Origin of the sequence: Streptomyces sp. YGL11-2 (assembly GCF_050054615.1) — a bacterium.
In the GTDB taxonomy this organism is placed as follows: domain Bacteria; phylum Actinomycetota; class Actinomycetes; order Streptomycetales; family Streptomycetaceae; genus Streptomyces.
Window position 1 is genome coordinate 50,667 of sequence record NZ_JBNHIN010000038.1, and the last position, 18,182, is coordinate 68,848.

The 18,182-nt window shown below is 74.7% G+C and carries 12 protein-coding genes; 6 read left to right on the forward strand and 6 right to left on the reverse strand.

The window, feature by feature from the left end; translation table 11 throughout:
* Positions 1–46: 46 nt before the first annotated feature.
* The 6 genes from ACO1BR_RS31885 to ACO1BR_RS31910 form a co-directional block, all read right to left on the reverse strand.
* On the reverse strand, positions 47–763 hold the full coding sequence (locus ACO1BR_RS31885) for a maleylpyruvate isomerase family mycothiol-dependent enzyme (RefSeq protein ID WP_426798572.1): 717 nt from the start codon (positions 761–763) through the stop codon (positions 47–49).
* A complete protein-coding gene (locus ACO1BR_RS31890) occupies positions 760–2,058 on the reverse strand; it encodes a pyridoxal phosphate-dependent aminotransferase (RefSeq protein WP_426798573.1) in 1,299 nt (432 codons plus the stop codon). The genes ACO1BR_RS31885 and ACO1BR_RS31890 overlap by 4 nt, the downstream gene beginning before the upstream one ends.
* Positions 2,055–3,401: a KamA family radical SAM protein gene (locus ACO1BR_RS31895; protein WP_426798574.1), complete on the reverse strand. Its 1,347-nt coding sequence runs from the start codon at positions 3,399–3,401 to the stop codon at positions 2,055–2,057. Before ACO1BR_RS31895 ends, ACO1BR_RS31890 begins: the two co-directional genes overlap by 4 nt.
* Positions 3,398–5,077 (reverse strand): carbamoyltransferase C-terminal domain-containing protein, encoded by a 1,680-nt coding sequence (locus ACO1BR_RS31900; protein WP_426798575.1) that lies wholly within the window; start codon positions 5,075–5,077, stop codon positions 3,398–3,400. The genes ACO1BR_RS31895 and ACO1BR_RS31900 overlap by 4 nt, the downstream gene beginning before the upstream one ends.
* Before the next feature lie 47 nt (positions 5,078–5,124).
* Positions 5,125–7,557 carry an ATP-grasp domain-containing protein gene (locus ACO1BR_RS31905; protein ID WP_426798576.1) on the reverse strand — a complete coding sequence of 811 codons (2,433 nt, stop codon included), beginning with the start codon at positions 7,555–7,557 and terminating at the stop codon, positions 5,125–5,127.
* Between the two features lie 234 nt (positions 7,558–7,791).
* Complete coding sequence (locus ACO1BR_RS31910; protein ID WP_426798577.1) at positions 7,792–9,045, reverse strand: condensation domain-containing protein; 1,254 nt, start codon at positions 9,043–9,045, stop codon at positions 7,792–7,794.
* 307 nt (positions 9,046–9,352) lie between these two features.
* On the opposite strand from ACO1BR_RS31910, the gene ACO1BR_RS31915 reads away from it, so the two are divergent.
* From ACO1BR_RS31915 to ACO1BR_RS31940, 6 genes are all read left to right on the forward strand, one after another.
* Positions 9,353–10,978, forward strand: coding sequence for an AMP-binding protein (locus ACO1BR_RS31915; protein WP_426798578.1), 1,626 nt, complete (start codon positions 9,353–9,355; stop codon positions 10,976–10,978).
* Positions 10,975–12,213 carry an MFS transporter gene (locus ACO1BR_RS31920; RefSeq protein WP_426798579.1) on the forward strand — a complete coding sequence of 413 codons (1,239 nt, stop codon included), beginning with the start codon at positions 10,975–10,977 and terminating at the stop codon, positions 12,211–12,213. Before ACO1BR_RS31915 ends, ACO1BR_RS31920 begins: the two co-directional genes overlap by 4 nt.
* 218 nt (positions 12,214–12,431) lie before the next feature.
* Positions 12,432–14,522 (forward strand): SpoIIE family protein phosphatase, encoded by a 2,091-nt coding sequence (locus ACO1BR_RS31925; protein ID WP_426798580.1) that lies wholly within the window; start codon positions 12,432–12,434, stop codon positions 14,520–14,522.
* 16 nt (positions 14,523–14,538) lie between these two features.
* Complete coding sequence (locus tag ACO1BR_RS31930) at positions 14,539–15,330, forward strand: uracil-DNA glycosylase (protein ID WP_426798581.1); 792 nt, start codon at positions 14,539–14,541, stop codon at positions 15,328–15,330.
* A 67-nt stretch (positions 15,331–15,397) separates the two neighbouring features.
* On the forward strand, positions 15,398–17,842 hold the full coding sequence (locus tag ACO1BR_RS31935) for a SpoIIE family protein phosphatase (protein WP_426798582.1): 2,445 nt from the start codon (positions 15,398–15,400) through the stop codon (positions 17,840–17,842).
* Positions 17,843–17,939: 97 nt separating this feature from the next.
* Positions 17,940–18,182 (forward strand): TetR/AcrR family transcriptional regulator (locus ACO1BR_RS31940; protein WP_426798583.1); only part of this gene is annotated, 243 nt, incomplete at its 3' end.

Below are 18,182 nucleotides of genomic sequence, written 5' to 3' on the forward strand. Positions count from 1 at the left end.
CGCTTTCTTCCGGTCGGGGGTGGCGGCGTTCGCGGGGGGGCGGGGGTCACAGCCAGGGCGGGAGTACGGGCAGTTGCCCGGTGGTCGAGCGGAGCCCGGTGCCGCCGGTCCGGCCGGCCAGCCAGCCGAGGGCGTCGGCGGGGGTGCCGGTGACGGCTGGGCCGCTGGTCCCGAACCGGGCCAGCACCGCTCCCCCGTGGTCGCGCAGGGTGAAGTCCGGTACCCCGTCGGCCTCGGCGTAGTAGCCCAGGACGTCGGCGAGGATGATCTCCCGGGCGGATACGGGGATGTCGGCGACCTCGTAACCGATGACGAGGTCGACATGGTGCAGTTCGAGTTCCCGGACCCGGATCGCCAACACCCGCTGTGGGGTGCAGAGTTCGCCGGTGAAGGGCCGGATGGTCGCCTGCCAGGCGGGCGCCGGCAGCGCTTCGGCGGTGCGCTGGAAGTGGGCCGCGGTGTCCCGGACGTCCGCGGCCAGGGCCGCCGCGGGGCGGTGTGCGCCCGCCTCGATCTCGGCGTCGCGGGTCGCCCGGTCCGGGTACTGCGGCGTGACGACTCCGGTACGGGCCCAGTCCAGCAGCCGTTCCAGGGCCGGGGCCTGCCGGGCGAGGTGACTGAGGACATGGCCGCGGGTCCAGCCGGGCAGCCGGGACGGCACCGGGATGTCGGCGTCGGTGAGGCCCTCGATGCCGGTGAGCAGCCGGTCCGCGGCAGCGGCGATCTCCCGGAAGGATTCCGGGGTGGGGGGTATTTCCTTCACGGTGCTTCCTCCGGTCGGCGGTGCGGGGCGGCGAGCCGGCCGAACCCGTCGGCGATACGGGCCAACTCGCCTGCGATATGGGGCAGTCGGGTGGGATCGTCGGCGCACAGCGCCTCCGCCTGCTGCCGCTCGTCGCCGTAGAGCAGGCTGGTGGCGGCCTTGAATCGGAGCGCCTGGGGGTCGTCGCCCAGGAGGTGGCCGGCGAGGACGACGATGCCGGAGTCGTCGAGCAGGGCCGCCGCGAGGGACGCCGAGTCGGTGATGCCGCGGGCGGCCAGCCGGTCGCGGAGCGGTGCGAAGTCCGGGTAGACGTAGAAGCCGCCGGTGGGCGGGCGGCAGCGGGCCCCGGCGTCGACGGCGATCCGGTGGACGGCCCGGGCCACCGCTCCGTGCAGCCGGGCGGCGGCCCGCACCCGCGCCACGATCTCCGGCGGCTCGGCGTAGGCGTACTCGGCGACCTGCTGCATCGGGCCGGCCAGAGTGGACCACAGCTCACTGGCGGCGGCGACCACCGCGTCCCGCAGCAGTTCCCCGGTGTCGCTCTCGGGGAACCGCGCCACGCCGATCCGCCAGCCGCCGAGTCCGAGGGACTTGGACAGCCCGCTGGTGACGACGGTGCGTTCGGGGGCGGCCTCGGCGGGACTGAGGAAGGGGGTGGCGTCCGGGTCGTGGACGATGTCGCGGTAGATCTCGTCGGCGACGATCAGCAGCTCCTCCTCCCGTGCCAGTGCGCCCAGTTCGCGGATCAGCGCGGGCGGGGCGAGGGTGCCGGTGGGGTTGTCGGGGAGGGTGAGGATCAGCAGGCGGGGGTCGCCGCCGGTGGCCCGGGCCCGGTGCAGGGCGGCGCGCAGCGCACCCGGCTCGGGGACGCCGCCGCAGTCGGCGGGGATCGGGACGCCGAAGGCCCGCTTGCCGGCGTAGGCCGCCTGGGGTGCGTAGGTGTTCCAGGCGGGTCGGGGCAGCAGCACATCGCCGGGGATGACGAGTTGCAGGGCCATCAGCAGCGGTTTGCTGCCGGGGGCGACCACGATCCGGTCGGCGGTGGTGGGCAGCCGGCGGCGGGTGAAGTAGCCGGCGACCGCGGTGCGTACGCCCTCGCCGCCGGCCACCGGCCCGTACGCGGCGCGGGTCGCGCCGGCGGCGAGCCGGTCGGCGAGCTGCGGCAGGACCGGCAACCGGGCCTCGCCGAAGGCGAGATGGACCAGGGAGTCGCCGCGGGCGCGGCGCTGGTCGACGAGCTGGTTGAGGGCGAGGTTCGGTGAGGGCGCGGGCGGCGCGGCGGTGCCGGCGGTCATCGCGGGTTCCCTTCGGTGGGCGCGGCGTCGCCGCGTACGGCTGCCGCGAGGTCGGCGGGCGTGGCGGGGTCCAGGTCCAGTTCGTCGAGCCAGGCGGCGGTGGCCGAGTAGCGGGCCCGGAACGGCCGGCCCACCAGTGCCGGCTGCCGCGCCTGGAGCATCCGCAGCTGGAAGAAGGCGCCTTCGGGGGTGTGCTCGACCCCGTCCACCGCCACCTTGCCGGGGGTCGCGGACATGACCGGGCCGCGGACCGTGCGGGCGAGTCCGGGCAGCGTGCGGTAGGCGTCGGCGAAGATCTCCACGGCCCTGGCCAGCGGCACCTTGAAGTAGTCGTACGGTCCGGTGTCCCGTTCCACGAACAGGTAGTACGGCACCGCGCCGGCGGCGAGTTCGGCCCGCCACAGCTCGCTCCACACCCGGGCGTCGTCGTTGACGTGGGCGATCAGCGGCGCCTGGCAGTAGACCACCGCACCGGTGGCGCGGATCCGGGCCAGGGCGCGCCGGGCGAGGTCGGTGGCGAGTTCGCGGGGGTGGCTGAAGTGGGCCATCACCGCCAGCTGCCGCCCGGAGGCCGCGATCCGCTCGAAGAGCCGCAGCACGTCGTCGGCGTCCGGGTCGGTGACGTAGCGCTGCGGCCAGTACGCCACGGACTTGGTGCCGATCCGGATCGTACGGACCGGGTCGAGGCGGAGCAGCGGCTCCAGGTGGCCGCGCAGCCGCTCGGTGGACATCACCATCGGGTCGCCGCCGGTGACCAGGACGTCGTGGACCTCGGGGTGCGCGCCGAGGTAGTCGATCAGTCCGCCCGGGTCGGGGACGGCGAAGCGCAGGTCGGCGTCGCCGATGAACTGGGCCCAGCGGAAGCAGTAGGTGCAGTAGGCGTGGCAGGTCTGGCCCTGGCCGGGGAAGTAGAGGACGGTCTCGCGGTATTTGTGCTGGAGGCCGGGGAGTTCGGCGCCGTCCCGGCTTGGGACGTTGAGCTGCTGCTGGCCGGAGGGGTGCGGGTTGAGCCGGCCGCGGATCTCCTGGACGGCCTCGCGCAGCAGCGGTGTGTCGGCGGGGTCGGCGGAGAGTTTGGCGAGCCGGTCCTCGTCGTCCCGGGACAGCATGCCGCGCTGCGGGAAGGTCAGTTGGAACATCGGGTCGCCGGGCACGTCGTCCCAGTCGATCAGCTCGTCCAGGACGTACTCGTTGACGCGGAAGGGCAGCACCAGCGACACCCGGCGGACGGTCTCCCGGATCTCCTCGGGCAGGCCGTGGCGGGCGGCGATGGTGTCGATGTGGCGGGGGCCGTAGGCGCGGAAGCGGGGCGGTGCGGCCGAAGCCGGCGGCTCGGCCGTCATCGGCGGGCACCCCCGGTCCCCTCGCTCTTGCGGTAGAGGTCGTCGCCGAGGACGAGGAAGTCCAGGTCCATGGCGCGGAAGGCGGTGAGCGCGTCGGCGGCGGTGTTGACGATGGGTTCGCCCTTGTCGTTGAAGGACGTGTTGAGCAGCACCGGTGGTGCGCCCTGCGCGCGGAGGGCGTCCAGGGCGGCGCCGACGGCCGGGGCCTCGTCGCCGTGCAGGACCTGCGGGCGGGTGGTGCCGTCGATGTGCACGACGCCGGGCGCGACCTGCCGGCCTAGCGCGGTGGCCCTGGCGGCGCCGAGCATGTAGCGGCTCAAGTGCTCCTGCTGCTCCCAGAGTTCGGCGCCGTAGTCGGGCCGGGTGACACCGGCGAAGGGGCGCCACTGCTCGCGGTTCTTGAGGGTGTTGACCCGTACGGTGACGTCGGCGGTGTCCGGTACGGCGATGATGGAGCGGCGGCACAGCGCGCGCGGGCCGACCTCGGCACGGCCCTGGGCGACCGCGCCGACCCGGCCGTCCAGGAGGAGGGCGGTGAGGTCGTCGGTGTCCAGGTCGGTGCGGACCAGGTCCGAGGTGTCGAGCGCGGCCTGCCGTCGGGCGGAGTCGGGGCCGTGGATGTCGGTGCCCAGGTAGGGGCTGAGCGGGGTGGTGTGCCGCCGGGGCGGGCGGACGGTCCAGGCGGCGCCGAGCGCGACCCCGGCGTCGTGCGGCACCGGCGGGACGTAGAGCGGCCCGGGCAGGGTGCCGTTGGTGCTGCAGTTGAGGGCGACGCCGCCGCTGAGGCAGAGCTCGTCGACGCCGGCCGCCTTGCGGGTGAGCGAGGCGAGGTGGCGGACGGTCTCCTCGATGACGCGCTGGGCGGTGTAGGCGACGAGGACGGCGTTCGGGTCGTCGGTGAGGCTGCCCTCCGGCGCGCTCGGTCCGTCGGCCCCGGCGATCCGGGAGTAGCGGTCCCGCCAGCGGCCGACGACGGTGTCGTACTGCTCCTTGATCTCGTCGGCGGTGGCGCTCCCCCGGTTCTCGATGAGCGGTTCGACGGCCGGCCGGAAGTCGTCGGCGGTGAGGTCGACGAGGGGTTCCACCTCGATGCCGGCGGCGCGCCCGTAGGCGGCCAGGCCCATGGTCTTGCCGGCGTTGAGGAAGGAGAAGCCGAGCCAGGTGGAGGCGGCGTCGTAGGCGTAGCCGAGGGAGGCGGTGCGCTGCCAGCTCCGTTCGCGGCGGGGTGCGGCGCCGTCCTCGTAGGTCCAGATCGTCGAGGACTCGTTCTCGCCGTGGCCGTCGACGACCAGGACGCCGGCCTTGGTGAACGGCGAGGCGTAGAAGGCGGAGGCGGCGTGCGCCTGGTGGTGGGGGACGCGGACGACCTCGGGGGTGCGGTCGCCGAAGTCCAGGCCGACGGCGTAGGCGAGGAAGTCGGCGTCGGTGGCGAAGCGGCGCGGGTAGAGCTGTTCGCTGTCCCAGCCGAGGGCGACCACGTCGACGTCGGCCGGGGAGATGCCGGCCTGGCGGAGGACGTAGCGGGCGGCGCCGAGGGGCTTGCGGTAGAGGGAGTGGCGGTGGCGGTTGCAGCGCTCCTCCTCGGAGAAGGCGATGATCTCGCCGTGTTCGTCGACGAGGCAGGCGGCGCTGTCATGCCAGCCGGTGGGCGGTGCGTTGACGCCAAGGATCCACATGACGCGTATCTCTCTTCGCAGGCGGGTGGTTGAGGGAGGGGCCCGGGTCACCGGAGGGGGGTGAGGGAGTACCGCACGGCGTGCCGGGCGCGGTCGAGGGCCGCCGTGCAGTCCTCGGGGGTCGCGCCGACGGCCAGGAGGGCGGCCAGGCGCGGGACGATGCCGTGCGGGGGCAGCCGGAGCACGGTGCCGGGGGCGGCGAGCGGCACGGCCTCGGCGATGCCGGGCTCGTCGGCGGCGGCGCGCACGTCGAGGGACCGCACGGTGCTGTCGTGTTCGGGGTAGAGGAAGCGGACCTCGGCGCAGCGGTCGCGGGTGGGGGTGAGGTCGGGGGTGCGGCCGAGGGCGAGGTCCGCGGCGGCGGCGACCGGGTCGACGCCGGTGGCGAGGGTGCCGAGGAGCGGGATGAAGTCGCCGCCGAGCCGGCCGTTGACCTCGACGATGCGCGGGCCGGTGGCGGTCAGCCGCAGTTCGGTGTGGGTGAGGCCGGTGCGGATGCCGAGGACGGCGTGCGCCTCGGCGACCACGGTCTGCGTCGCGTCGGCCCACGGCTCGTGCCGCCAGGGGGCGACGAGATGGCCGGTCTCCTCGAAGTACGGGGCGAATCCGAGGCGTTTGCGCGCCACGTTGACGATCCGTACCGCTCCGTCGGCGACCGCGCAGTCCACGCTGATCTCCGGTCCGGACAGGTATTCCTCCACGATCACCCCGTCGAGGGCGCCGAGTCCGGGGAAGGCGGCGGACACCGCCTGCGCGTAGGCGCGGGCGACGGCGCCGGGGTCGGCGGCGAGGGTGACGCCGATGCTGCCGGCCAGGGCACGCGGTTTGACCACGACCGGGAGCCCCAGCTCGCGGGCCGCTTCCTGGGCCTGCGCGCCGCTGTGCGCGTGGTGGAAGCGGGCGGAGGGCACGCCCGCGGCGGCCAGCAGCCGGCGGGTGGTGAGCTTGTCGCGGCAGCGGCGGACCGCCTCCCGGCTCATGTGCGGCAGGTGCAGCCGGCGGGCGACCTCCGCGGTGGTCTCCAACAGGGCCTCGTCCCAGGTCAGTACGGCTCCGGGGCCCGGGTGCGCGGTCAGCAGCGCGGCGGCGGCCCGGGTGGTGGCCGCGGGGTCGGCGGTGTCCGCGGCCCGGAACCGGTCGGCGACGTAGCGCCGCTGCCAGTCGATGTCCGCGGACTGGACGAGTGCGGTGCGGGCGCGTTCGGAGACGGTGCGCAGCGCGTATCTGCGGTAGGGCGGGTTGCCGCAGCCGATGACGACGAGCTGCGGGGACGCTTCGGGGTCGACGGGCGTGCAGTCCAGGACGGCGCCGCGCATCGTGCGGCGGATGGCGGCGGCCACCTCGGCGCTGCTGCCGCCGCGGAAGCGGAACCGGGCCCCGGCGTGCTCGTAGCCGCCGCCGGTCAGCAACGCGCCGACCTCGGGGAGGACGTGGGCGTACGGTCCGCCCTCCTCGTACGGGGGATGGGCGCGCACCCGGCAGGGCATCGGCACCGTCGGCGGCACCAGCAGCCAGCCCGCCACCGCGCCGGGGGCGGGGGCCGACCCGGCGGAGCGGTCGTCGGTGCCCGCCTGGTGGGCGAAGGCCGCCGCCATCAGGTCGATGCCGTGCACCTCCCGCCAGACGAAGGGCACTTCGGCACCGCCGGGCCGGGCCCCGATCTCCAGGACCGTGAGCGCGCCGCGCTCGCTCTCGAAGAGTTCCAGGTGGAAGACGGAGGGGCCGGTGAACAGCGCGCCGGCCGTGGCCGCGGTGATCTCCTCGATGCGGGCGAGGAGTTGCGGGTCGTCGATCTCGACCGAGGCGAGCGCGGTGCCGTTGGTGAAGTCCAGGCAGGTCGTCAGGTAGCGGGCGGCCCGCCAGGCGCCGAGGCCGTCTCCGGTGAACACGCCGTCCACGTGCAGCACCTGGTCCGGCAGCCACGACTGGACCAGCATGCCGCCGTCGCGGGGGATCTCGCAGGCGGCGAGCCGGTCCGCGGAGTCCAGCCGGGTGATCCCGGCGCTGGCGGTGCCGCGACGCGGTTTGAGCAGCACCGGCCAGCCGTGCCGGTCGGCGAAGGCGGCCACCGCGGTGCGGTCGGGGGCGGCGGCGGTGGGCGGTACGGCGATGCCCGCGGCGGCCAGCTTCCGGGCCATCAGCAGTTTGTCGCGCAGCGGCTCCAGGTCGGCGGCGCGCTGCCCGGGCAGGTCGAACTCGCCGCGCAGATCGGCCGCCAGGTCGAGATCGGTCTCCTGGAGCGCGACGATCCGGGTCACCGGCCCGACCCGCTCCACCAGCGTGTCGATCGCCTCGCGGACCGCCTTCGCGTTCTCCGTGCTGTCCACGATCCGTACGCCGGCGGCCTGTTCGGCCGGCAGGTGGCGGGCGGCGCGTTCGGTGGTGACGTAGCTGACGCGGTGCGCGGCGTGGTCGAGGTAGGCGGTGTAGTCGGCGTAGCGGTCGGTCCAACGGTGGATGACGATCACGTGTTCGGGCACCGGAGGGCTCCTGGGGCGCGGTCGGGCACGGGGATGCAGGGGGCCGGGACGGGCGTGTGCGGGCGGGCAGGCCGGACACCGGGCGGGCGCCGGTGCGCGGGTGGCGGAGGAGGGCGCGGAGGCGGCGGGGCGAACTCCGCATGCTCGGTCAACTCGCCTTGGCGGAAGCGGTGTGGGCGATTCACGGGGCGGGCGGGTGCGCGCCGGGTTCCGGCGGTCCGGGCCGCCGCCGGGTCAGTTCCCGCGGGCGGCGCTCAGCAGGGTCTCGTGGGTGTCCCACAGCAGTGCGGCGCACCGGTCGCGGCCGAGGTCCTTGGCGGTCAGCCGGATGGACAGGGCGCGGTCGGTCTCCAGCGCGCGGGCGTAACATCGCGGGCCGATGGTGGTGAAGGGCTCCTCCCAGGTGAGGGCGGGCGCCCCGGCGGAGGCCGGAAGGACCGGCGCATCGGGGGTCGAACTCTCCGGTACCGCCACGTAGTTGAAGGCACAGGCCGGTTCGGGCGCCGCCGGCATACGGGCCCGGAGCGCGGCCACGGCGGTGACGTCGTGCATACCGTGCCGGAAGGCGCCGAGGCCGCTCCAGTGGACGGCGTCGGCCAGCTTGACCAGGTCGTCGCCGCGGGCGTGCTCGATCAGCGCCGGGACCCACTGGTTCATGGAGGTCACCACGTTCCGCCAGCGGCCGGCGAAGCGGTTGGCGCTCATCAGCTGCACCAGCAGCGTGTCCGCGCCGCACATCCGGGCCACGCTGCGGGCGTAGGCCGCGAGGACGACGCTGGCGACGGAGACCCGGGCGCGCTCGGCGACGGTGTGCGCGGCCGGGCGGGCGGGGGCGGAGCGCAGGGTGCCCTGCACGACCCGGCCTTCGGCGGCGGCGCGCGGCAGGGCCGCGGACGGGGCCCGGTCCAGGAGTTGGGCCCAGTGGTCGAGGGCCTGCGCCTGGCGCCGGAGCCCGGCGGGGGTGTGCTGTGCGGCGGCGAGGTCGGCGGGGCCGGGCGGGGCGGTGCCCAGTCCTGCCGGGTCGGTGAGCGCCCGGCGGAATTCCTGGTGGAGGAGTTCCTGGGCCCAGGCGTCCGCGGCGATGTGGTGCTTGACGAACAGCAGGTGGGAGGCGATGCCTTGGCGGGCCAGTAAACGAGCCCGCCAGCCGTGCTGCCAGCCCAGGTCGAAGGGCTCGGCGGCCAGCCACGCGGCGAGCTCGTCGGGGCCGGTGCCGTCGTCCTCGACGACCGGCAGGTGGTCGTCGGTGTGCACGTCGGGCGGCAACTGGCGCGGGGCGTCGGCGTCGTGGACGTCGTAGCGGGTCCGCAGTGACGGGTGCCGGGTGACGATCGCGCGCAGCGCCGTACGGGCCGCTTCCGCGGTCGCTCCGGGCGGCAGCGGCCAGGCCGTCGCGTTGTTCGGCTCGTGCCGGCGGGCGGCCGGCAGGCCCCGGATGTCGTGCCACACCGAGAGCTGACCCAGCGAAAGCGGTCCTGCCTCGGACATACAATTCCCCCATGTCGCATTTCCATTATGCGGAAGTTGAATTCCATGCAAGGGTGACGCTGCCACAATCCATTGACCACCGCAAGGAGCTGCTGAAGCGGCGAGGTGATCCACCTCACATGTCGACGCCGTCGCGGGCATGAGAGCCTGACTGCCGCCTGCCGGAATCAGCTTTCCAAATCCTGGAACACCGAGGCAGTATTTCTCCGCGCTTCCCGCCCTTCGTCACGCCATCGCACTCCCATCGCACTCCATCCGCTTTCGCGCCAACTCCCCGTTCCCGAAGGCCACAAGGGGGCTTTGCCACGTGAGTCAGCAGCAGCCCACCCCCGTCGACACCGCCAGGGGCATCCGCCATGACTTCCTGCACGACTTCCTGCTCGACCCGGCCCGGCACTCCCCCGGCGACCCCGCGGTCATCACCTCGCCACAGGCCGGCCACACCGCGGTGACGACCTACGCCGAACTCACCGCCCTGGTGGGCGAATACACCGCGGAACTGCGCGCACTGGGCATCGAACCCGGCGCCCGGGTCATCCTGGAGGCGGACACCACCGCTCCGGCCATCGCGATGCTGCTCGCCTGTTCGCGAGCCGGCCTCACCTTCGTCCCGGTGAGCCCGGAAACGCCGCGCCGGCGCCTGGAATCCATCGTCGACACCGTCCAACCGTCCCTGCATCTCCAGGAGTTGACGGGGCAGCGGGCGGATCTCCCACCGTCCGTGGGGACCGCGCGGTTCGGTCCGGACGGGCTGGCCGTCGACCGCGCCCCGGTGCGCCGCCCGCCCCGGCGCACCGCGCCCTGTGTCACCGACCCGGCGTACGTCATCTTCACCTCCGGCACCACCGGGCGCCCCAAGGGCGTGGTGATGAGCCACCGCGCGGTGGTCGCCTTCTACCGGGGCATGCTGGCGCACCGGATCGCCGGGCCCGAGGACCGGATCGCCAGCACCTCACCGCTCCAGTTCGACTTCTCACTGCTCAACATCGGGCTGGCGCTGTGCAGCGGCGCGTCCGTGGTGCCGGTCCCGCCGCGGCTGGTGCGCTGGCCGCGGCATCTGCTGCGGGTGCTGCGCGAGACCGGGGCCACCCAGGTCAACGGCGTCCCGTCGATCTGGCGGCAGGCACTGCGCCACGAGCCGCGGCGGCTGGCCGCGCTCGACCGGCTGCGCGGCGTCCTGTTCTGCGGCGAGGAGTTCCCACTGCCCGAACTCCGCCGCCTCCAGGAGCTGTTGCCGACGGCCCGGATCATCAACTGCTACGGCGCCACCGAGTCCATGGCCTGCTCCTTCGAGGACGTGCCCCGCCCGCTGCCGGTGACCTGCGAGCGGCTCTCCATCGGCATCGCCCACCCCGGTGCCGAGATGCTCCTCGTCGACGAGGCCGGCGCGGTCATCGACGCACCCGGTGTGCTCGGCGAGATCCATCTGCGCAGCCCCGCGTTGTTCTCCGGCTACTGGGGCGACCCCGAGGCCACCCGCGCGGCACTGGTCCCCGACCCGCTGTGTCCGCAGTCCGGCCAGTACGTCCTGCGGACCGGGGACCTGGCCCTGCGCGGCCCCGGTGGCGAGTTCCACTTCGCCGGACGGACCGATTCCCAGGTGCAGATCAACGGCAACCGCGTCGAACTGGCCGAGGTGGAACGGCGGTTGACGGAGCATCCGGGCGCGACCGCGGCCACCGCGCTGCCCCTGCCGCTGCCCGGCGGCGGACAGCGGCTGGCCGCCTTCGTCGTCCCGGCCGCCGGTCACGACCTCGGCGACACGGGCGCGCTCCGGGAGTTCTGCGCCCGGACGCTGCCCCCGTACATGGTCCCCCAGGAGATCCGGCTGCTGGACCGGCTGCCCACGACCGCGCACGGCAAGGTCGACCGGGCGGCGCTGGCGGCGGGTGCGGTGCCGGCCACGGCGGGGGCCGCCGGAGGCACCCGGTGAGCCGGCTCGACGAGCCCGGCCCGATGGCCGGCGGGGTCGCCCGGGACAGCCGGCTGCGGGCGTTCGTCCGGGTGCGGGCCGGTGGACTACCGAGGGCGTTCTGGGTGCTGTGGGGCGGATCTCTGGTCAACCGCCTGGGGGCGATGGTCAATCCGTTCCTGAGCCTCTACCTCACCGGCATCCGGCACGTCCCGATCGCCACCACCGGCATCGTCCTCGCGGTCGGCGGCGTCGGCTCGGTGATCTCCCAGCCGCTCGGCGGGTTCCTCGCCGACCGCTTCGGCCGCCGGGCGGCGCTGACCGGCGGGATGCTGGCGAACGGCGCCACGCTGCTCGTCCTCGGGCACGCCCGGAGCCTCACGGTGCTGGTCGCGGCCTGCTTCGTCCTCGGCATCACCCTCGACCTGTTCCGGCCCGCCGCCCAGGCCCTGGTCGCCGACGCGGTGCCCGCCGCGGACCGGACCCGGGCGTACGGGCTGCTGCTGTGGGCGATCAACCTCGGCTTCTCGGTCGCCATGGTGCTCGGCGGCTATCTCGCCGGCCACGGCTACCCGTTGCTGTTCTGGCTGGACGCGGGGGCCTGCACGGCCTTCGGGGTGCTGGTGTGGCTGGCCGTCCCGGAGACCCGGCCGGCCGCCCGGGACCGCACCGGCGGCGGCTTCGGCACCGTCGTACGGGACCGGGTGATGCTCGCCTTCGCCGGCATCATCGTGGTCTACGCCGTCGTCTTCCAGCAGGCGTTCGCCACCCTGCCGCTGGCGATGCGGAGCACCGCGATGTCCAGCGGCGCCTACGGCATGGTGATGGGTGTCAACGGCCTGGTCGTCATCGCGGCGCAGCCGCTGATCGGCCACCGGCTCGCCGACCTCGACAAGAGCCGGGTGCTGGCCACCGGCTTCGCCGTCGCCGCCGTCGGCAACGCGGTGGCCGCCACCGCGCAGGCCGCGGTGGTCTACGGCATCGCGGTCGCGGTGTCGACGCTCGGCGAGATCCTGGTCTTCGCGGTCACCGCGGCCGTGGTCGCCGACCTCGCGCCCGCCGCGCTGCGCGGCCGGTACAACGGGCTGATCGGGATGGCCTGGGGCACCGGCTTCCTGATCGCCCCCGTCGCCGGCACCCGGCTGCTGGTCATCGGCACCACCACCCTCTGGCTGAGCTGTACGGCGCTGTGCCTGCTGGCGGCGCTGGGCCAGTTGGCGCTGGGCCCGGCGCTGCGACGTCGGGCGAGCCGGTGACCGCGCCGCCCGGCCGTCCCGCCCCACCGGAAGGCACCCCGTGGGACGGGTCGGCCACGTCATGCCGCGGGCCGACACCGCCGCCGAGGTCAACCGGGCCGCGGACGCGGCGACGCGCTCGGTCGCCGTCGGGTTGGCCACCCGCCCGTAGGACTGCCGCGCCCCGCGGAGCGGCGTAACGTCAGCACTGTGCCGTGGTGGCTGCGGGCAGGTGCGACATGACGGCCCATGGGACCGGTGACTCACCCCTGGGCCGCGCACTGCTGCGGTCGATGCACGAGACCGGGGCCTCCTCCGGCATGGTCTACGAGCTCGCGGCCGACGAGCCGGTGCTGCACCTGGCCGCGATGAGCGGCATCCCGCCGCCGGTGCTGGACCCGTGGACCAGGATCGCGCTCGCCGCGCCCATCCCGGTCGCCATCGCGGCGCGCTGCGGGCGCCGGGTGTGGACATCCGGGCAGCAGCAGCTGGCCCGGGACTTCCCCCGCACGGCGGTGGCGCTGCCCTACGACTTCGCGCTCGGCGCGGCCCCCCTCAACGACGGGCCGGTGTGCCGGGGCGCGATGGTGCTGCTGTGGCCGGCCGGCCACGCTCCGGAGCTATCCGGGGCGGAGTGCACGGCACTGGACGCCGCCTGCCGCCGGCTGACCGCCCTGCTGCCGACACAGGACAGCGCCGACGGCCCGGCCGTGGTGCTGCCGCCCCCGGCCCGGACGGCGGGGCCGCGGGAGGCACAGGCCGCGGTGGACTTCGCGGAACGGCTGCCCGGCGGCTGCTTCGCGGTCGATCTGGAGGGCCGGATCACCGCGCTGACCACCGGCGCGGCGGAGCTGCTGGACGCCCCGGAGTCCCGGCTGCTCGGCGCCCGGCCGTGGGACGTGCTGCCGTGGCTGGCCGACCCGGTCTTCGAGGACCGCTGCCGGGCCGCGGTGATCAGCCGCCGGCCGACCTCGTTCCACGCCTGCCGCCCGCCGCACCAGTGGCTGGCGTTCCGGCTGTTCCCGGACGGGCGGGGGGTGAGCGTCTGGGTCCGGGCCACGGTCCGCGCGGGGGCCCCGGTGATCCCGTACCCCACCGACGACGTCACACCGCTGCGGGCCGCGCAGATGTACCACGTGCTGCACCTCGCCGCCGGGCTCACCGAGGCGGTCAGCGTGCACGACGTCACCGAGCTGTTCGCCGAGCAGATCGTGCCGGCGTTCGGCGCCCAGGGCATGCTGATGTACGTGGCCGAGGCCGGCCGGCTGCGGACCGTCGGCCAGCGCGGCTATCCGCCGGAGGCCGTCGAGGCGTACGAGGGCCGCCTCCTGCGCACCGCGAACAGCCCCACCGTGCACGCGCTGGCCACCGGCGAGCCCGACTTCTTCACCTCCGCCGAGGAGACCGAGCGCCAGTTCCCGGGGCTGGCCGGGCTGACCGGGATGGCGGCGCGGGCGGTGCTGCCGCTGATCGTCTCCGGCCGCCCGGTCGGATGCTGCGTCCTGGCGTACACCCGTCCCCGGACGTTCAGTCCCGAGGAGCGCCAGGTGCTGACCTCGCTCGCGGGGCTGATCGCCCAGGCGCTGGACCGGGCGTCGCTCTACGACACCACACAGCAGCTGGCGCACGACCTCCAGGCCGGTCTGCTGCCGCGCAGCCTGCCGGAGATCCCCGGGCTGTCCGTCGCCGCCCGCTACCTGCCGGCGACCCGCGGGATGGACATCGGCGGCGACTTCTACGATCTGATCCGGCTCGACGCGCACCGGGTGGCCGCGGTCATCGGCGATGTGCAGGGCCACAACGCCGCGGCGGCGGCGCTGATGGGCCAGGCCCGGACGGCCGTGCACGCCCATGCGACGGCGGGGGTGGCGCCCGACGAGGTGCTGGCCCGCACCAACCAGCTGCTCACCGACCTGGATCCGGAACTGTTCACCAGCTGCCTGTACGTCCTGATCGACCTGCGCACCCACGAGGCGTGTCTGGCCGGCGCCGGCCATCCGCCACCGGTCCTGCGCCACCCCGACGGCCGCACCGGCGTGCTGCGGATGCCTCCCGGGCTGCTGCTGGGTGTCACACCGGACGCCCGGTACCACGCCACGACGATCGCGCTGCCGCCGCAGGCGGTGCTGGCCCTGTACACCGACGGCCTGGTGGAGCGGCCGGGAGCCGATCTCGACGAGGGCATCGCCGGACTGGCCGCCGACCTCGCGGACGCGCCGTACGGGGACCCGGACGCGGTCGCCGACATCGTCCTCAAGCGACGCGGCGCGCAAGCGGAACGGCTGGACGACGTGGCGCTGCTGCTCCTGGCGCCGACCGGCGGGGACTGACCGTGGCGAGCCGCTGATGAGCACTCCGGCCGGGCCGCCGCCGAGCAGCGGCGAGCACGGCTTTCCGGCCCATCAGGCGCCGCGCTGCACGGAGTTGGCGGCGCTCGATGCCGCCGTGGTGGGCTGCCGGGCCTGCCCCCGGCTGGTGGCCTGGCGGGAGCAGGTGGGGGCGGCCCGGCGGGCGGCGTTCCGGGACTGGGAGTACTGGGCGAAGCCGGTTCCGGGGTTCGGCCCGCCGGACGCCGCGTTGGTCGTCGTGGGGCTGGCACCCGCCGCGCACGGCGCCAACCGCACCGGCCGGATGTTCACCGGCGACGCCTCGGGGGACTTCCTGTTCGCCGGGCTGCACGCGGTGGGCCTGGCCAGCCGGCCCACCGCGACGCACCGCGGCGACGGTCTGGAGCTGTACGGCGTACGGGTCACCGCGCCGGTGCGCTGCGCCCCGCCGGCGAACCGGCCCACCCCGGCCGAGCGGGACATCTGCCGCCCCTGGCTGGCGGCCGAGCTGGGGCTGCTCGCCCCGGGGCTGAAGGCGGTGGTGGCGCTCGGCGGGTTCGGCTGGCGGGCGCTGCTGCCGGCGCTCGGGGCGGCGGGCTGGCCGCTGCCGCGCCCCCGGCCCGCGTTCGGCCACGGCGCGGAGCTGACGCTGCCGGCCGCCGGCGGGCGCCCGGAGCTGCGGGTTCTCGGCTGCTACCACCCCAGCCAGCGCAACACCTTCACCGGCCGGCTGACCTTCGCGATGCTCGTCGAGCTGCTCACTCGGGCCCGTGAACTCGCCGGGCTGCCCGCCGGGCCGAAAGGCCCGTGACCAGTACTCTCGGAAGGGGTAAATCGCGCATATAACACATTCGGTCGGCAGAGACGGAACGGCTCAGATGGTGGAGTGTGAGGAGAACGGCCACTACGGGCGGCGGGCGCCGTTCGACATCGCCGACGCCGCCCTGGTGCTGTGCGACGCGCACGGCCGGGTCGAGAGCTGGCCCGAAGGCGCCGAGCGGCTGCTCGGCCACCCCGCCGCGGACGTCGTGGGACGGTCCGTCACGGCGCTGCTGGTGCCCGAGGACGCGGCGCGGGTGACCGCGCTCACCGAGGAGTGCCGTGCCCACGGCGGCTGGAGCGGACCGCTGACCGCCCGCCGCAAGGACGGCGGCCCGGTCGGCGTCGTGGTGCAGCTGGCCCTCGTGTCGGACGGCACCGGCGAGCCGCACTGGCTGGTGGGGGCGGTCGAGGCGCTGCCCCTCCAGGGCTGGACGATGAGCCGCCCGGTGATGGAGCGGATGCTGACGCAGAACCCGGTCGGGATGGCCGTGGTGGACACCGATCTGCGCTTCGTCTGGTCGAACAGTGCGCTGGAGCGCTTCGGCGGCGGCCCGGCACAGCAGCGGATCGGGCGGCGGCTCGGGGAGATCCAACCCGGCCTGGACTCCGAGGCGTTGGAAGCGAAGATGCGGCAGGTCCTGGAGACCGGCGAGCCGGTTCTCGGCCACGAGCACATCGGCCGCCCCCGCTCGGAACCCGAGCAGGTGCGCGCCCACGCCATGTCCTTCGTACGGCTGGAGGACGGCAACGGCCGCCCCTTCGGAATCTGTTACACCGTCATCGACATCACCGAGCGGTACCGCAACCGCCAGCGGCTGCTGCTGCTCGACCGGGCCGGCAAGGACATCGGCCGCACCCTCGACGTGATGCGGACCGCCCAGGAGCTGGCGGACGTGGCGGTGCCGGATCTCGCCGACTTCGTCGCGGTGGACCTGCTGGACTCGGTGATCCAGGGCGGCGAACCGCTCACCGGGCCGCCCGGCGACGCGGAGATGGTGGCGCTGCGCCGCGGCGGCCAGCAGTCCGTACGGGAGGGCATCCCCGAAGCCGTCATCGGGGTCGGGGACCTGGCGTCGTATCACTCCTGGTCGCCGCCCATCCGGGCGCTGGCCGACGGCAAGTCCTGGCGGGTGGAGTGGCTGGACCCGCTCGGCGCGGAGTGGGCCGCCGACATCCCCGGCGGCCGGCGGGCACGGATGCGGGCGATGGGACTGCACACCGCGATGGTGGTGCCGATCCGGGCGCGCGGCACGACGATGGGCGTCACCAGCTTCTTCCGCAGCGAACAGGGCGAACCGTTCGGCGAGGACGACCTGCGGCTGGCCGAGGAGTTCGTCGCGCGGGCCGCGCTCTGCGTGGACAACGCCCGCCGCTACACCCGGGAACGCGAGGCGGCGCTCACCCTCCAGCGCAGCCTGCTGCCGCACGGCGTCCTGGAGCAGAGCGCACTGTCCCTGGCGACCTGCTACCGGCCGGCCGACGAACTGGCCGGCGTGGGCGGCGACTGGTTCGACGTGATCACCCTGTCCGGAGCACGGCTGGCGCTGGTGGTGGGCGAGGTGCGCGGGCACGGCATCGGCGCGATCGCCACGATGGGGCGGCTGCGCACCGCGGTGCAGACGCTCGCCGCCCTGGACCTGCGCCCCGAGGAACTCCTCGCCCATCTCGACGACTTGGTGAGCCGGGTGTCGGAGGAGGGCAGCGATCCGCCCGGCGCCGACACCGGGGTCGTCGGCACCAGCTGCCTGTACGCGGTCTACGACCCGGTCGACCGGTCCTTCACGGCGGCCAGCGCGGGGCACCCGGCCCCCACCGTGGTCGCGCCGGACGGCACCGCGTCCTTCGCCGAGGTACCGATCGGGCCCCAACTGGGCGTCAGCGGGCTGCCGTTCGAGGCTGTCGAGGTGCCCGTGAAGGAGGGCAGCGTGCTCGCGCTGTACACGGACGGGCTGCTGGCCGGCGTGGACCGCGGCGGTCCGCGCGGTCCGGCGCAGCAGCGGCTGCTGGAGGCGCTGACCGCGCCGGGCGAGGCGCTGGACGCGCTGTGCGAGTCGGTCATCGGCACGCTCGTACCGGAGCGGCCGTTCGACGACGTCACCCTGCTGCTGGCCCGGACCCGGGGCCTGGACCCGGACCGGTTCGCCTCGTGGGAACTGGCCTGTGACCCCGCCGTGGTGGGCCGGGCCCGCGAGATGGCCGCCGCGCAGCTCGCCGAATGGGGCCTGGCGGAACTGGAGTTCACCACCGAGCTGGTGGTCAGCGAACTGGTCACCAACGCGATCCGGTACGGCTCCGGGCCGATCCGGCTGCGGCTGATCCTGGAGCACACCCTGATCTGCGAGGTGTGCGACGGCAGCAGCACCTCGCCGTATCTGCGGCATCCGCGCACGACCGACGAGGGCGGCCGGGGACTCTTCCTGATCTCGCAGTTCACCCACCGCTGGGGCACCCGGTACACCACCGACGGAAAGATCATCTGGGCCGAGCAGCTCCTCGGCTGATCCGTACACCACCGCACCGGGCCGGCGCCGCGACAGCGCTCGCACCGCCCGACCGAGCGAGTAGACACCGTCTACGTCCTCCTGGTAGACACTGTCTATGATCTCTGCGAACTCTCCATCCGACGCCTCCCTCCGGGAGCGGCTGATCGACGTCGGCGTCGATCTCGTGACGACCGACGGACCCGCCGCGCTGGGGCTGCGCGAGATCGCCCGGCGCGCGGGCGTCTCGCACGGCGCGCCGCGGCGGTACTTCCCCACGCACCGGGCCCTGTTGTCCGCGATCGCCCGCCGGGGGTTCGCGGAACTCGGGGAGCGGATCGCGGACGGGGCTCGGGGGGCG

What these genes read in the sequence shown, in the direction of transcription:
- ACO1BR_RS31890 (WP_426798573.1), bottom strand. Translation starts at nt 2,058, where the DNA reads ATGACCGCCGGCACCGCCGCGCCGCCCGCGCCCTCACCGAACCTCGCC.
- ACO1BR_RS31895 (WP_426798574.1), bottom strand. Translation starts at nt 3,401, where the DNA reads ATGACGGCCGAGCCGCCGGCTTCGGCCGCACCGCCCCGCTTCCGCGCC.
- ACO1BR_RS31900 (WP_426798575.1), bottom strand. Translation starts at nt 5,077, where the DNA reads ATGTGGATCCTTGGCGTCAACGCACCGCCCACCGGCTGGCATGACAGC.
- ACO1BR_RS31910 (WP_426798577.1), bottom strand. Translation starts at nt 9,045, where the DNA reads ATGTCCGAGGCAGGACCGCTTTCGCTGGGTCAGCTCTCGGTGTGGCAC.
- ACO1BR_RS31925 (WP_426798580.1), top strand. Translation starts at nt 12,432, where the DNA reads ATGACGGCCCATGGGACCGGTGACTCACCCCTGGGCCGCGCACTGCTG.
- ACO1BR_RS31930 (WP_426798581.1), top strand. Translation starts at nt 14,539, where the DNA reads ATGAGCACTCCGGCCGGGCCGCCGCCGAGCAGCGGCGAGCACGGCTTT.
- ACO1BR_RS31935 (WP_426798582.1), top strand. Translation starts at nt 15,398, where the DNA reads ATGGTGGAGTGTGAGGAGAACGGCCACTACGGGCGGCGGGCGCCGTTC.